Consider the following 15490-nt stretch of genomic DNA (forward strand, 5'->3'; position numbering starts at 1 on the left):
AGTTACCCCGCTACTACTGAAAGTGCTGTATCCGATTGCTCGAGTCGTAACAGATCATTAAGCGCAATATTTTTCGGCTTAACCAATACGAAGCAATCGATCCAGTTTTCAAAATCATTTAATAACATCTTAGCGTGTTCACTGCCGGTTTCGGCCAAATGTTCCTCTATCAGGCCTTTAAGATGTTGCTGTTGAATGGCCGAGTCGACCTTATGGGTGTCGACCATGTCGGTATTCACGCGGCGGTTGAAGTGGCCGAAGCGATCAAACACGTAGGCAAATCCGCCGGTCATCCCCGCGCCAAAGTTAACCCCTGTCTTACCCAGCACCAAGACGATGCCGCCGGTCATGTATTCACAGCCGTTATCGCCAACGCCCTCGACGACGGCAATCGCGCCAGAGTTACGTACGCCAAAACGTTCACCCGCTTGGCCAGCTGCAAACAGCTTACCGCCGCTAGCACCGTAGAGGCAGGTGTTACCGATAATGACGCTTTTTTCGCTTTGGAACATGCTGCCAATAGCCGGATAGATGGTGATCTTGCCACCAGACATACCTTTACCAACATAGTCGTTAGCATCGCCACACAGATTGAGCGACAGCCCGGGGGCGTTCCATACCCCAAAGCTTTGGCCTGCACTGCCGCTAAAGTTGAGCTTGATGGGGGCCTTGGCCCCTTTAAGGCCAACGGTCGTGGCAATATGGCCTGAAAGTGCGGCGCCTACAGAGCGGTCGGTGTTGTTGATCTCAAAGCGGCCTTCAAAAGGTTCGCCTTGCTCAACCGCCGTTTTAGCGGCTGCCACAATCGCTTGGTTGAGTTCGCCTTTATCCGCCGTGGGGTTGGTCTCCTGCCACGTGAGTGCACAACCTGTGGGCACGACGGGTTTATGTAAAATGGCCGACAGATCTAACTGTTGCTGCTTAGGCGTTGTGCCTTCAAGGGCACTGAGCCACTCGCTACGGCCGACAAGTTGTTCAAATTCGGTGACGCCTAAGGCGGCCATCCATTCACGAATTTCTTGGGCCATAAACTCAAAGTAGGTCATCACCCGCTCTGGCAAGCCGTGATAGTGGTTATCTCGCAGTTGTTTATTTTGCGTGGCAACACCGGTCGCGCAGTTGTTTAGGTGGCAGATACGCAGGTATTTACACCCTAGCGCTATCATGGGCACGGTACCAAAACCAAAGGTTTCAGCTCCGAGCAGTGCCGCTTTAATCACATCTGTGCCGGTTTTGAGCCCGCCATCGACCTGGAGACGAATTTTATGGCGTAAGCCATTAGCTACCAGCGACTGATGCACTTCGGCAAGCCCTAGCTCCCATGGGCTACCAGCATATTTCACCGAAGTGATAGGGCTGGCGCCGGTACCGCCATCGTAGCCTGAGATGGTGATCATATCGGCGTAGGCTTTAGCAACGCCGGTGGCAATGGTGCCCACGCCGGGTTCTGATACCAGTTTGACCGAGATCATCGCCTTAGGGTTGATCTGTTTTAGGTCAAATATCAGCTGGGCCAAATCTTCAATCGAGTAGATATCATGATGTGGCGGCGGCGAAATCAGCGTGACACCTGGGCGGGCATTACGCAGCGCAGCAATTTCGACGCTGACCTTATCACCCGGTAGCTGTCCACCTTCACCAGGTTTGGCACCTTGAGCCACCTTAATCTGTAGCACTTCGGCGTTAACTAAGTAGTGCGCGGTCACGCCAAAACGCCCCGAGGCAATTTGCTTAATGGCTGAGTTGCGCTCCGAGTTAAAGCGGCGTGGATCTTCGCCGCCTTCGCCAGAATTTGAGCGCCCACCAAGACGGTTCATGGCGACAGCTAGCGCTTCATGGGCTTCTGGGCTAAGCGCCCCGATACTCATGGCGGCGCTGTCAAAGCGTGGGTAGAGGGTTTGTGCGGCTTCGACGGTATCGATATTGACCGGGCTTTGGCTGGCGTTCACTTTCAACAGGTCACGCAGGGTCGCCACGGGTCTGTCATCCACCAGTTGGGTAAAGCGTTTATAACCTTGGTAATCCTTATCGCGTAAGCAGGCTTGCAGGGTATTGACCACATCAGGGTTGAAACAGTGGTATTCGCCGCCTTCAACATACTTAAGCAGCCCACCTTGAGGCAGCGGTTGGTGTGGCTGGAACGCCCGTTTTTGCAGCTTCTGTTGATCTTGCTCTAGCAGGTCAAAGTTGGCCCCTTCGATACGGCTAATCACGCCATTGAAGCACAAGTCGACCACGCTCGATGATAAGCCTACCGCTTCAAACTGCTGACTGCAGCGATAAGAGCCTACTGTGCTGATGCCCATCTTAGACATGATCTTGCGCAGGCCTTTGTCTATGCCTTGGCGGAAGTTGAGCATTAAGCGCTGGGTTTCGCTGATCCCACGTGTTGCGGCCAGAGCTGAGATGCTCTCGTAGGCCAAATAGGGATAGATGGCGGTGGCCCCAAAGCCAAGCAATACCGCAAAGTGATGTGGATCGCGCGCCGATGCGGTTTCAACAATGATGTTTGTGTCGCAGCGTAAGCTTTTGTCGACTAATACCTTTTGTACTGCGCCCACCGCCATGGCGGCTGGGATCACTTGCTTGCGCTTGTCGGTGGCTCGGTCTGATAAAATGAGCAGCGTGGTGCCGGTGCGGGCTAAGCGCTCAGCTTCATCGCAGATGCGAATGATGGCGGCTTCTAGCCCCTCAGACAGATCATAATTAAGGTCAACGGTCTTGGCGCGATAGTTACTCGAGTCTAAGGCTAATAGCTGATTGAAATCACTGAAGAGCAAAATAGGTGAGTTAAACATCACTCGATAGGCATGGCCTGTGGTTTCGTTAAACAGGTTTTGTTCGCGGCCAATACAGGTGGCAAGCGACATCACATGTTTTTCGCGCAGTGGATCGATAGGGGGATTGGTGACCTGAGCAAACTTTTGCCTAAAATAGTCATACAGGGTGCGTGATTGCTTCGATAACACCGCCATTGGGGTGTCATCACCCATGGAGCCTGTGGCCTCTTCGCCTTTATCGGCGAGCACCCAAATTACCTGTTCGAGCTCTTCGCGTGAATAACCAAATTGCTTTTGGTATTGCACTAAAGTGTCGGCTGAAAACTCGCAAACCCCTTGAGCTTCAACTGGCATCTGCTCGGCAGGGATCAAGGTTTGGCTGTTTTTGGCCATCCACTCTTTGTAGGGATGGCGACGCTTGAGATCGTTATCGATTTCAAATGAGGAGTAGAGCTGACCGTTAAGAGTGTCGAGTACCAATAGTTCACCCGGGCCTACGCGGCCTTTTTCGACTACTTCGTCGGGGGCGTAATCCCAAATACCAATCTCAGAGGCGAGGGTTAAAATACGATCTTTGGTGATCACATAACGCGAGGGGCGCAGACCATTACGGTCGACGGCGCAAGCCGCGTGACGCCCATTGGTCATGACGATGCCTGCTGGGCCATCCCAAGGCTCCATATGCATGGAGTTAAAGTCGTAAAACGCCTTGAGCTCATCATCCATCTCTGGATTACTCTGCCAAGCGGGTGGGATCAGTAAGCGCATGGCGCGGTACAGATCCATGCCGCCAGCTAATAGCATTTCGAGCATATTATCCAGTGAGGAGGAGTCTGAGCCTGTCTCGTTGACAAAGGGCGCCGCTTGCTGCAGATCGGGCAGCAAAGGCGCATTGAACTTATAAGCGCGCGCTCGTGCCCATTGGCGGTTACCAGTAATGGTATTGATTTCGCCGTTGTGGGCTAAATAACGAAACGGTTGTGCCAATGGCCACTTGGGTGAGGTATTGGTTGAAAAGCGTTGATGAAATAGGCAAATAGAGCTTTGCAGGCGGATGTCGGCCAGATCTGGGTAGAAGGCTGGCAGATCTGCAGGCATCATTAACCCTTTGTAGACGATGACTTGGCCTGAAAGGCTGGCAACATAAAAATCTTTGCAGTCGCTCATCTGCTGTTCAAGACGGCGACGCGCCATATAGAGGCGTCGTTCTAAATCTTTTTCACGCCAGCCGATAGGGGCGTTAATTAATACTTGCCAGATCTGTGGTTGGCTCGCTTGGCCAATTGGCCCCAGTACGTCGGCATCAACCGGGACTTCACGCCAACCGGCAACACTTAAGGTTTCTTTTTCTAATTCACGTTCGAGTAAGTGTTTAGTTTGTGCTGCTAGTTGTTCATCTTGGCTTAAAAACAGCATACCTACCGCGAATTTACGGCTAAGGTGCCAGTCATTTTCAGCGGCTATGGCTTCGAAAAATTTAATGGGAAGTTGCATAAGCAAACCACAGCCATCGCCTGTACGGCCGTCTGCAGCAATACCACCGCGATGCTTCATACGGTCGAGACCGTGGATCGCAGTTCGTACTATTCTATGGCTGGCTTCGCCATCCATCTGGGCGATTAAGCCAAAGCCACAGTTATCCCGTTCAAAACTGGGGTGATACAAGCTCATATAAAAACTCCCTAATACTACTAACTAAAACACGTCGGGGAAGTTACGATTGCTATACACCCGAACCAACCAAATTAACTTTAGCCTGATAAAAGGTCAATCCAAATTTATGCATAAAAGCTGCTGGGTTGAATGCGGTTTCTAGACATGCTGTAGTAACTTTACGTTAACGTTAACTGTAAATTTAATCCTATAACATTATGAATAAAAAGAATTTTGGTATTGGCGCTTATTTTGTTTTACTTATATTTAACAATTTGTCGGGTTGATATTATTTTTGGGAAAGTGATTTTTATTGCAGATACAGTGAATTTTTTAACATGGTGACAAGGGTAACACTATCACTGAGTTAGCCTGTGATATGGCGCTCGTTTGTGATTGAGGTGAAGGGGGGAGTGAAGCTTGTTTGAGATAGACCAAGGTTTATTGGATTGAGATTAGCTAAAATATCGCGCCATTTATTGATAGAGACAACCCTGTGGGACTAGATAGCTACGTAAATACCTTTGGAGTGCAGTGCCGGCAACAGTTTGGCCAGCGGTTAAAAAAGTTAACCATAGATGCCAAATTTACCTGCCCCAACCGCGATGGTTCACTTGGACGTGGCGGCTGCACCTTCTGCAATGTTGCTTCCTTTAACCACGAACATGGGACGATAGAGACTATCGGCGAACAATTGGCTCAAGGGCGTGCCCGTGCTCAGGGGAAATCGTCAAAGTTTATCGCTTATTTTCAAGCCTATACCAGTACTTATGATGAATATAAGGTACTTAAGCAAAAGTATGATGAAGCGATAAAAGAGAGTGATATTGTCGGCCTATGCGTCGGGACTCGACCTGATTGTGTACCCGATGAGGTGATTGAACTGTTGGCTCAATATCAACGTCAAGGGCTTGAGGTGTGGTTAGAGTTGGGGTTACAGAGCGCTAATCCGGCAACTTTAAAGCGGATTAATCGTGGCCATGGTTTTGATGAATATCAAGACACGGTGCACCGCGCAAGGCTTGCGGGGCTTAAGGTATGCACTCACCTGATTCTAGGATTACCGGGTGAAACCCATGAAGATTATATCGCGACCCATAAGGCGGTGCTTAGCGTTGGCGTTGATGGGTTAAAGTTGCATCCATTGCATATTGTCGAGGGCAGCACTATGGCCAAGGCTTGGAGAGCGGGGCGATTACCGCTGCTGTCTCAGGCTGAATATGCTTATAGTGCTGCAGAGTTAATCCGTTTTACTCCAAAGGATGTCGTGTTTCATCGGGTGACGGCTTACGCTAAAAAACCTATGTTATTGGCACCAGATTGGTGCGGTTTTCGCTGGGATGGGTTGGTTGCTATTGTTGATAACTTAGCCAAAAATGGCGGCCAAGGTCATTATTTGTCCCAAGCAGCATGTTTATTCTAAATAGGATTTCAATTCGTCGAGTGATAACGCATCTGCCTTGGCTACAATTTGTTGAATCTCGATTAAGTGGTTACGGCTTTTGCGGTGCTATTAATCGCTAAAGTGTATTTTTTCAGCGCTATTCGCTATCGCTTATTTGCATAATTTACGCGTTAACAGTAATTATTATGCAATAGCTTTAATGTGGTGTTGCTTAGTTGTTAATTGCGGAGCTTTTTTCACGTCTCGTGCTCAAGTTAGTTGCACAGGTCATAATTGGCGGTATTATGAAGTGAATGAACAGTATTAGAAAATAAGCATTAAATTTGAGAGGTGTCTTAATATGGCGACAGCTGAGTTAGAATCAATTTTGGATCTTAACACTCTAGAGCAATACTGCAGCGCAATTGGTGCCAGTACCTTGCTAAAAAGTGTCGTCTTATTTGAGCAGCTTATGCCTGAGTATGTCGGCAACTTAGTTAATGCCAACGCAGCGCAAGATAAAGACACCTTGTGTTCAGAGGCTCATAAATTTAAGGGTGCTGCTGGCTCTGTCGGTCTAAAGCGTATTCAAGAATTTGCTCAGTTGCTGCAACATGGCGAGTCTCCTGAGTGGCCCGCAAGTCACAACGCTTGGTTACAAGTGATTGTAGATAATGCCAGTGATGATTTAGCCCAGCTAAAACAGTATTTACAAGCTAAAGGCTAACCTTAGCCGATGAAAAAGCCCTCGATGAGTCATCATCGGGGGCTTTTTTATGCTAAAAAATTGTCGATAGCGGCGATGCTCACAATTTGGGGGAAATACTGCAGCCATCTTGTGAGCGGTTATGTTAGATTAGACTTAAATTGAGTATTTGAATATAAAAACAGGTTGGTAATCGATTTTATGAAACATTTACCGAGTCTTAAAAATCTCTATTATCTGGTGAATTTACACCAAGAGCAGAACTTTAATCGGGCGGCTAAATTGTGTCATGTTAGCCAGTCGACGCTCTCTAGTGGGATCCAAAATTTAGAAGAGCAGTTGGGGCATCAGTTGATTGAGCGCGATCATAAATCGTTTATCTTCACCGCCATAGGTGAAGAGGTGGTATTACGCTCGCGCAAATTACTCACCGATGTAGACGATTTAGTCGAGCTGGTTAAGCATCAAGGTGAGCCAATGACCGGAGAAATCCGTCTGGGTTGTATTCCAACCATTGCACCATTTTTACTCAGTCGAGTTGTTAAGCACTGTCAGGCCAGTTACCCTAATTTAACCCTATTTTTAAAAGAAGATACCACCGAGCGTTTACTCGATGCATTGGGTAAGGGAGAGTTAGACTTATTGTTATTGGCATTGCCAGCGGATACCAGTGGTTACCACAGCATGAAGGTTGGGATCGATCCCTTTAAGCTGGTGATGCATCGCGAGTTATCATCAGATCTTACTCAGCCCATAGATTATAAGGCGTTACCCGATGAGAGTATTTTCTTACTGCAATCGGAGCACTGTATTACAGGGCATGCGATTAGTGCGTGCCGCTTGGGAGATAGTGACAAGATAAACCCGTTTGCGGCAACCAGTTTACATACACTCGTGCAGATGGTGGACAGTAAATTAGGCACGACATTTTTGCCCCAAATGGCAATCGATGCGGGTATTTTAAAAGATACCGATTTACTCGCCATGACGCCACCTGGTGAAGCGCCTTATCGTGATATTGGTTTAGTGTGGCGCCAAACCTCGAGCCGTATTATGACCTTTAGAACCTTAGGCAAGGCAATTGAAAACTTACTGGCTCCACAACACCCGTAAACTAGCTATTTGAGCCTCGAGGGGAGACGCCAAACACTTCAATAGAGTGTTGTTTCCCCTTCAGCTTTATCGGGCCTAAATGATTAAATTCATAGCCGCTTTCGCAGATATCCAATTGAGAATGCAGTGCTCCTGAGATCAACATACGTTGCCCTAGAGGGTTACATTGGTCTTGTAGTCTGGCGAGGGTATTGAGTACATCACTGAAGAAGCTTATCTCCTGTTTTTGCACTCCAACCACTGCCGCTACAACTTGGCCGCAATGGGCGGCGGCTTTAAATTTAGGCACAAAGCCATATTGCTCTTCGAAATATTGACGTTGCCAATTGAGCTGCTGGCTGAACTCATAATAGATATTAAAACTGCGATCGTGAACGATACCTTCCTCTAGTGGCCAATAGATCAGCACCGCATCCCCCATATAGCGATAAATTTCGGCATCATTGTTGACAACTGTATCCGATAATAAGCTAAAGCAATCTTGAATGAGGCGGCTAAAACGATAATCGCCTAGCGACTCGGCATGGGTAGTGGAGGCGACCATATCGAGATATAAAAACAGTCGTTGTTCATATCGTGGTCTATGGTATTTTCCTAAGCCGATATTAAGCAGTACTTTGGGGCCGACTAATAGGGCCATCTGTTCGATAAAGGCTAAGCCAAAGCGTACGGCGACCAAGTAGATGATCAATGCTTGAAAGGATGGGCTATACAAGATGTGGGCGGTGAGCATTTGACGCAGAGTGGTCATATGATTCTCGATGGCCCACATATTCAAATATTGGGTAATGTAGGCCAGCGTTGTTGCACCTAGCAGTAAAAATAGCCCTTTAAAAATAACTGAAAATAGATAAGGTAAGCGGTTAATGGCGCTAAATTCAGCGATGATGTTTGACATCCAGTGCAAGCTGCCAAAAATAATCCCCATATAAATAGCAAGCGTCGCTAGATCGGCACTACCCACAGCCCATTGCGGTAACTCTGGGGTTTGGGCATAGCGAAAAAAGACAAAGGCCGCCATAGCGATTGTCCAAGCGAAAATGGCAAAAATCAGCTTCTTTGCTTGTCTGCGCGCTCTCACGGTAAAGAATAAACCTTAATACTACTAATATCTCAGAATGCGCTAGTGTATAGAAAACCGACCTACAATTTCCAGTGATATTTGTGATCTAAGTCAAATGAAGTTGAGTTGTACTCAAAAAGCTGCTGTCTAGGCTAAGCATTGTGGATATCGCATTCACAATTGGCGAATATATGTACTCAATTGTGCTCCATCGCAGCTAGCTAAATTAGCATAAGTTGTTGTGATGACGGCTATTAGTAGATTTAGCTCTGTCATAATTTGCTGTAATAATTCACCGTTATGGGGTCATAGCGATGAGACAAATATGATTAAGGCTGGCAAGCGGATGGCTGTTATTAGTGCGCTGTGGTGGAAGATTTTGGCTGAATTTTAGCGGATACAGTGTGGAGTAATCGGCGTGAGGAAGTGCCATGATTTGAGTGATGCTTCATCGCTGTTTCATCATCACGGCATTTTATGGTCACTGAACTTGACGGTCACGGTATTTAATCGTCAATGGGTTGATCACGGAAGTAAATCGTCACTGCATTATTCATTGCTGGCTGCGTTTGCCATTGAGTGAATAGGTTTAACTGTATTGGATAGCCGTCATTATCGGTGCTGGTACTAGGCACTATTTAGTTAGTAGTAGAGGCACAGCGTCGTTTTATGGACACCGATCTTGAAACAACATCAATTTCCGCTCAAATCAATTCCCAGCTAAATAGTTATTGAGTATCTGCTGGGTGAAGGGGATTTTTAAATAAAATCCTCTTGGATTGGTTAGCTTAATATTACCGTCGGCAGCAATGCTTTGGGTCAAGGAGCGACTATTGGCTCCTTTGGGACGCAGTTGTAACACTTCGCCGTGACGAGCCGTGATCTGTTCGACTTTACCTAGCGCAATTAATTCCATTATCTCCTCCCAATCCTGGCGGATCTGAGCAAACTCTTGCTCTGACGGTGTCCACAGGATAGGCATACCGATTTGTCTGTCGCCAACAGGTTTGCTTCGTATTCCCTCTACTGGGATCCACAAGACTCGTTGCAACTTGTGAAACACTAAGCTTTGTTGCCAACTAAGTCCCTGAATATTGACCAGTGGTGCCACGGTAACGTAAGTAGTCTCCATGGGCTTACCCGTTTCATCTACCGGAATCGTTTTAAGTTCGACGCCTAGGTGCAGGAAGTCTTGCTCAGGCTTAGAGCCTGCAATTGCGCCTAGTTCATGTTCGATAAGTTGGCCAATCCAACCTTTGTCTCGCTTGAGATCAGTCGGTACACGAATATGATGTAACTCTGCCAGTTGGCCTAGGCTTAAACCGGCCATGTCTTGGGCGCGTTGCATCAGTTCGTTAAGTGATAATGGGGGGCGTGGTGTGTTTGTCATGGCTCGATTTTACTGTAGTTATGTCATTTAGCCAACGCGGTTAAAAACTGCTCGCACTCGCAGTTATGCTATAAAAAGAGAGCAAGCTTAGTGTAAGTGTATAATTGTAAATGCTTTATTGTGGCATATTTTCCAGTTCAAGTGGTTCGTAATTAGCTTGCTAAGTTCTTTCCCAACGTTTCCAACATGGTTATCCACAGAAATATTGGATAACTCTGGTTTTATAATTTTAATCGCTAATAAATTTCCCTTGTCAAGCCGAGTAGGCCGCTTACTTTAGCCATATTTGACAGCTTAATACTTTTGCCTGTGCATAACCTTGAACAGGCTAGAAGTGATTTAGATTAAATTTACTGTTTGGTTAAAAATCGTACCGTCATGCGGTTTTATTTTAGGTTAAATATACTTAATGTTTTTAATTTCAACCTTATCAGTTATTTATGTGATTTGGCTTCTGTTGGTTGAAGCCTTCTGTTTTTGACTTATTGGGTTGTAATAACATTTTTAACTGAGTTTCAAACAGAGATATCCACAGATTTTGTGGATATCCTTGCGAGCTTTATTTGGCTTCTGTTGATAAAAATAAATATTTGGGTTTTTTATCCAGATAATATCTGTTATTAGGCAATTGCCTAGGATCTCACTTTGTGAAACAATCGATCCATTAAAATTTGATATTTGGAGTCCATGTGATTGATAGTGACGGCTTTCGTGCAAATGTAGGCATCATTATCTGTAATCGCTTTGGGCAGGTTATGTGGGCTAGAAGATTTGGTCAGCATTCCTGGCAATTTCCGCAAGGTGGCGTTGATGAAGGCGAAAGTGCCGAGCAAGCCATGTATCGGGAGTTGTATGAAGAGGTTGGGTTAAAAGCTGAGCATGTGCAAATTTTAACTTCGACTCGTTCCTGGTTGCGTTATAGATTACCGAAAAGGTTAATTAGGCAAGACAGTAAACCCTTGTGTATCGGCCAGAAGCAAAAGTGGTTTTTGCTACAATTAAAGAGCCAAGAGTCAGCCATTGACTTGGCGGCGAGCGGTCATCCTGAATTTGATGATTGGCGTTGGGTGAGTTACTGGTATCCCGTGAGACAAGTTGTGTCGTTTAAGCGAGATGTATATCGAAAAGTCATGAAAGAATTTGCTCCAACGGCCCTACCGTTTCAGGCGCAAGAGCCTTCCCATAGTGGCAGAAGAAGAGGTCGCCGCAGATAGAAATTAGCCAAGGAGAGATAGCCCGTGTTAAAAACGCTTAGAGACATAACTCAGGCTGTCGCTGCTGCCGACGATCTCTCCTCTGCTTTATCCTTATTGGTGCGCCAAACTAAGGCCGCCATGGCAACCCAGTGTTGCTCTATTTACATTCTCGAAGATAATCAATTAGTGCTCTCAGCGACTGACGGCCTAGATCCTCGTGCTATCGGGCAAGTTAAAATGCGCCTGACAGAAGGGCTCGTCGGGCTAGTTGCCGAGCGTGAAGAGCCTGTCAATCTTGCCGATGCGCAGTTACACCCTCGTTTTAAGCTGTTTTGTGAAGTGGATGAAGAAGACTTCCGAGCCTTTCTTGCCGTGCCTATTATTTATCAAAAATTGATCTTAGGTGTGTTGGTGGTGCAGCAGGCCGATGCACGACAATTTAGCGAGGCGGAGGAAGCCTTTTTAATGACTCTTGCTGCGCAATTAGCAATGACCGTTAGGGAGCAGCGCAAGAAGGCTGAAGTGAAGTCAGCGCCAGATAAGAGTGTTTATGCTGGGTTATCGGCAGCCGATGGTGTGGTCATTGCTAATGCCATGGTTATTGGTGGCGATATTGCTTTAGAGCAGAGTGATACGCTAGCTAATGATATCACCGCAGAGCTCGCCTTACTCGATAACGCTCTCATCACCTGCCGTAACGCTTTGAGCGTGCAATCTCAACGCTTTGACGGCGAGAATGAGAAAGAGGTGCAGTCAATCTTCAGTGCCTTGTTACTGTTATTGGATGATAGCAGTTTAGGTGGGGAGTATAGCCGAGAAATCCAAGCTGGCTGGAGTGCCGTGTCTGCGGTGAGTCGAGTCTCTTTACGTTATATCGACCAATTTTTGCAGATGCAAGATCCCTACCTGCAAGAGCGTGCCAGTGATATTCGTGACTTAGGTCAGCGGGTATTAAGGGAGTTGATTGAACCGCAAAAGATGCACATCGAACTCGATGTGCCGGTGATTTTGGTGACTAAAGAGGCCACTGTCACTATGTTGGCCGAGTTTCCCGAACACAAGCTCGTCGGTATTGTTACTGAGTTAGGTGGAGTGAATTCCCATGCGGCCATTTTAGCACGCGCATTTGGTGTGCCAGCCGTGATCGGTGTGGAAGGTATTTTAAATGCCGGAATAGACGGTAAACTGACGATCCTCAATGGAAGTCGAGGGCAAGTGATAGTCTCGCCCACGCTCACTTTAATCGAAGAGTATCGCAGCCATATTGCCGCTGAAAAAGCCCTGCAAGACCGTTATGCACAAGAGTTAGCTTTACCCGCCATTACGTTAGATCATACGCGAGTCCATCTCTACCTTAATGCAGGATTACTCAGTAGTTTGGCGTCGGAGATCGCCGAGGGTGCCGATGGTATCGGCCTGTATCGTACCGAAATTCCGTTTATGTTACAGAGCCGTTTTCCCAGTGAAATGGAACAAACTGAGGTCTATCGGCAGGTTCTTGAAGCTGCAGTCGATAAACCAGTGGTAATGCGTACTTTAGATGTGGGCGGTGATAAGCCCTTGTCTTACTTTCCCATTATCGAAGATAATCCGTTTTTAGGTTGGCGCGGTATACGTTTGACGCTAGATCATCCAGAACTGTTTTTAGTGCAGTTAAGGGCGATGCTTAATGCGGCAGGATCCAGTGAGCAGCTGCATATTTTGCTGCCTATGGTGTGTTGCCTCGATGAAATCGATCAGGCTATTGGTTATCTGGATCAGGCCTATTTAGAGGTGAAACAAGATATTCATCCCGCATTAGTTAAGCCCAAAATTGGCATAATGCTTGAGGTGCCGGCACTACTGTTTCAGCTTGAAGAGGTGGCTAAGCGAGTCGATTTCATTTCGGTCGGCTCCAACGACTTAACTCAATACTTGTTGGCCGTTGATCGTAATAATCCGAGGGTGAGTTCACTCTATGATTGTTATCATCCAGGTATTCTTAGAGCGTTAAAGCGAGCGCGACAAGAGTGCGATCACTATCAGCTACCTGTTAGTGTCTGCGGTGAATTAGCTGGTGAACCTATCGGTGTTATTTTGTTAGTGGCGATGGGGTTTAATCAGCTAAGTATGAATCAAGGCAGTTTAGCCAAGATAAATTATCTTATAAGACGAGTTTCTTATAAGGACTTAAGTGAATTGCTAGTGCAGGCCTTGTCGCAGTCGAACGGCGTCGAAGTAAGGCTGCTCGTCACTGAGTTTCTTACTCGTAGGCAATTAGCTGAATTTGTTTAATACCGTCAAATTGCGCTGGTTAGGTGCCAACGAGCAGATTTCAATCTAGTCGTTTTTGATTTAAGCTATTGCTCTTCGATGGGCTAAGCAATAGAGATAAGATGTTAACCATATTTTTTAGTTGTGTGGCCCTCGGTGCATTTATCGGTTTTATGGCAGGATTATTGGGCATTGGCGGTGGGATCATTGCCGTGCCAGTCTTGCTCTATTTACTGCCTCAAGCCGGTATTGTGCCTGAGCATTTGACTCATGTGGCGATAGCAACCTCGCTCGCCGCAATTATCTTAACTTCTTTCTCTTCCGCTCGCGCTCATCATAGTCATGGTAATGTGCCTTGGTCATTATTAAAAATCATGCTACCAGGCTTTATACTTGGGGCGTTATTGGCAGGCTTTATTGCCACCTTGTTTGCCGCCGATACGTTAAAGCAGGCATTTGCTATCTTTGTCATCTTTATGGCAATTCAGATGATGTTTCCGTATAAAGCCCCGGCGGTGACTCGGCCATTGCCCCATCGCGCCGTGCTGTTTAGTGTATCGTTATTGGTTGCCATTATTGCTGCCTTAATGGGCATTGGCGGAGGCGCGCTATTAGTACCATTTTTATGTTGGTGTGGGTTACAGATCCGTCAGGCGATTGGGTTTTCGTCGGTAACAGGGTTAACCATAGCGCTGTTTGGTAGTGTCAGTTATGTCATTGCAGGTTGGGGAGAACCTGGGTTGGCCGATTATACTTTGGGTTACGTTTACCTTCCGGCTTTAATCGGTATTGTCTCTACCTCTATGCTGACAGCTCCCTTTGGTGCTAAAGCGGCGAGTATCTTGCCAACGCCAAGGTTAAAAAAGATATTTGCTTTGCTACTCATGGTGATTGGATTGAAGTTAGCCCTGTAGTCACGGTCGAGAAATTAATTATTATTTGAGTTTGTTGGTTAGTGATAATCAACAGTTGTCTTTAGAGTAGGGAACCATGAAACAGTATTTACAGCTATGTAAGCGTATCATCGATGAAGGGGTTTGGGTTGAAAATGAGCGTACCGGAAAACGTTGTTTAACCGTGATAAATGCCGATTTAACCTATCGTGTCGATGCTAATGAATTTCCGTTAATTACCACGCGTAAAAGTTTTTGGAAAGGGGCAATAGCTGAGCTCATTGGTTATCTGCGTGGTTACGATAACGCTGCAGACTTTAGAAAACTTGGAGCTAAAACTTGGGATGCTAACGCAAATGAAAATAGCGCCTGGCTTAATAACCCCCATCGTAAAGGTGTCGATGATATGGGCCGTGTTTACGGTGTGCAGGGGCGAGCGTGGCGTAAACCCGATGGTGGTAGTGTCGATCAGTTTAAAAAAATTATCGATAATTTAAGTCGCGGTATAGATGATAGAGGTGAAATTTTAAGTTTTTATAATCCGGGTGAGTTTCACATGGGGTGCTTGCGTCCTTGTATGCATACGCATAATTTCTCATTATTAGGTGACACCCTGTATTTAAATAGCTTTCAGCGCTCTTGCGATGTCCCCCTTGGGCTTAACTTTAATCAGGTGCAGGTATTTACCTTATTAGCCCTAGTCGCACAGATCACGGGTCACAAAGCTGGGGTGGCTTATCATAAAATCGTTAATGCACACATTTATGAAGATCAGCTTGAACTCATGCAAACGGTGCAACTTAAGCGTGAGCCGTTGGCATCACCCCAACTTATTATTAATCCTGATATCAAATCACTTCACGATTTGGAAACTTGGGTCACCATGGATGACTTTGAAGTGCAGGGTTACCAGCATCATGAGCCAATAAAATACCCATTTTCAGTTTAATATTTTCCAATTAACAGCGGAAATACTGAGGTAAAGCGCAAGACATAGTTCATTATGTCTTGCGCTTTTTTCGTTATGAGTGCGTAGAAACAAGACAAAAAACCATTTTT

The 15490-nt window shown here is 46.4% G+C and carries 11 protein-coding genes; 8 read left to right on the forward strand and 3 right to left on the reverse strand.

The window, feature by feature from the left end; all coding sequences use genetic code 11:
• Nucleotides 1-2: 2 nt before the first annotated feature.
• The gene (gene gltB, locus DVO77_RS14245; RefSeq protein WP_119978807.1) at nucleotides 3-4451 is read right to left on the reverse strand and encodes a glutamate synthase large subunit; all 4449 of its coding nucleotides are present in this window, start codon (nucleotides 4449-4451) and stop codon (nucleotides 3-5) included.
• Between the two features lie 478 nt (nucleotides 4452-4929).
• Here gltB and mnmL point away from each other — a divergent pair, with 478 nt between their 5' ends.
• The 3 genes from mnmL to oxyR all read left to right on the forward strand — a co-directional run bounded on the left by mnmL (nucleotide 4930) and on the right by oxyR (nucleotide 7636).
• Nucleotides 4930-5856 (forward strand): tRNA modification radical SAM protein MnmL/YtqA, encoded by a 927-nt coding sequence (gene mnmL / locus DVO77_RS14250; RefSeq protein WP_110456613.1) that lies wholly within the window; start codon nucleotides 4930-4932, stop codon nucleotides 5854-5856.
• A 322-nt stretch (nucleotides 5857-6178) separates the two neighbouring features.
• Nucleotides 6179-6544 (forward strand): Hpt domain-containing protein, encoded by a 366-nt coding sequence (locus DVO77_RS14255; protein ID WP_119978808.1) that lies wholly within the window; start codon nucleotides 6179-6181, stop codon nucleotides 6542-6544.
• A gap of 180 nt (nucleotides 6545-6724) precedes the next feature.
• Complete coding sequence (oxyR, locus tag DVO77_RS14260) at nucleotides 6725-7636, forward strand: hydrogen peroxide-inducible genes transcriptional activator OxyR (protein ID WP_110456611.1); 912 nt, start codon at nucleotides 6725-6727, stop codon at nucleotides 7634-7636.
• A 1-nt stretch (nucleotide 7637) separates the two neighbouring features.
• Here oxyR and DVO77_RS14265 read toward each other — a convergent pair whose 3' ends face one another.
• Complete coding sequence (locus DVO77_RS14265) at nucleotides 7638-8717, reverse strand: adenylate/guanylate cyclase domain-containing protein (protein ID WP_110456610.1); 1080 nt, start codon at nucleotides 8715-8717, stop codon at nucleotides 7638-7640.
• A 400-nt stretch (nucleotides 8718-9117) separates the two neighbouring features.
• Here DVO77_RS14265 and DVO77_RS19065 point away from each other — a divergent pair, with 400 nt between their 5' ends.
• Entirely contained in the window at nucleotides 9118-9282 is a 165-nt protein-coding gene (locus DVO77_RS19065) for a hypothetical protein (RefSeq protein WP_162924197.1), read from the forward strand.
• Between the two features lie 126 nt (nucleotides 9283-9408).
• Here the strand turns inward: DVO77_RS19065 and mutH are convergent, their stop codons facing one another.
• Nucleotides 9409-10089 (reverse strand): DNA mismatch repair endonuclease MutH, encoded by a 681-nt coding sequence (gene mutH / locus DVO77_RS14270; RefSeq protein ID WP_119978809.1) that lies wholly within the window; start codon nucleotides 10087-10089, stop codon nucleotides 9409-9411.
• Nucleotides 10090-10778: 689 nt separating this feature from the next.
• On the opposite strand from mutH, the gene rppH reads away from it, so the two are divergent.
• From rppH to DVO77_RS14290, 4 genes are all read left to right on the forward strand, one after another.
• Nucleotides 10779-11303, forward strand: coding sequence for an RNA pyrophosphohydrolase (gene rppH, locus DVO77_RS14275; protein WP_110456608.1), 525 nt, complete (start codon nucleotides 10779-10781; stop codon nucleotides 11301-11303).
• A 24-nt stretch (nucleotides 11304-11327) separates the two neighbouring features.
• Complete coding sequence (gene ptsP, locus DVO77_RS14280; protein WP_119978810.1) at nucleotides 11328-13559, forward strand: phosphoenolpyruvate--protein phosphotransferase; 2232 nt, start codon at nucleotides 11328-11330, stop codon at nucleotides 13557-13559.
• 101 nt (nucleotides 13560-13660) lie between these two features.
• Nucleotides 13661-14452, forward strand: coding sequence for a sulfite exporter TauE/SafE family protein (locus tag DVO77_RS14285; protein ID WP_110456606.1), 792 nt, complete (start codon nucleotides 13661-13663; stop codon nucleotides 14450-14452).
• A 76-nt stretch (nucleotides 14453-14528) separates the two neighbouring features.
• The gene (locus DVO77_RS14290) at nucleotides 14529-15380 is read left to right on the forward strand and encodes a thymidylate synthase (protein ID WP_119978811.1); all 852 of its coding nucleotides are present in this window, start codon (nucleotides 14529-14531) and stop codon (nucleotides 15378-15380) included.
• The last annotated feature ends 110 nt before the right edge of the window (nucleotides 15381-15490 follow it).

Origin of the sequence: Shewanella algidipiscicola (genome assembly GCF_003605125.1) — a bacterium.
GTDB lineage: Bacteria > Pseudomonadota > Gammaproteobacteria > Enterobacterales > Shewanellaceae > Shewanella > Shewanella algidipiscicola.

Coding starts and splice junctions, on each gene's coding strand:
- oxyR (WP_110456611.1), top strand. CDS start 6,725: ATGAAACATTTACCGAGTCTTAAAAATCTCTATTATCTGGTGAATTTA.
- gltB (WP_119978807.1), bottom strand. CDS start 4,451: ATGAGCTTGTATCACCCCAGTTTTGAACGGGATAACTGTGGCTTTGGC.
- DVO77_RS14290 (WP_119978811.1), top strand. CDS start 14,529: ATGAAACAGTATTTACAGCTATGTAAGCGTATCATCGATGAAGGGGTT.
- mutH (WP_119978809.1), bottom strand. CDS start 10,089: ATGACAAACACACCACGCCCCCCATTATCACTTAACGAACTGATGCAA.
- DVO77_RS14255 (WP_119978808.1), top strand. CDS start 6,179: ATGGCGACAGCTGAGTTAGAATCAATTTTGGATCTTAACACTCTAGAG.
- DVO77_RS14285 (WP_110456606.1), top strand. CDS start 13,661: ATGTTAACCATATTTTTTAGTTGTGTGGCCCTCGGTGCATTTATCGGT.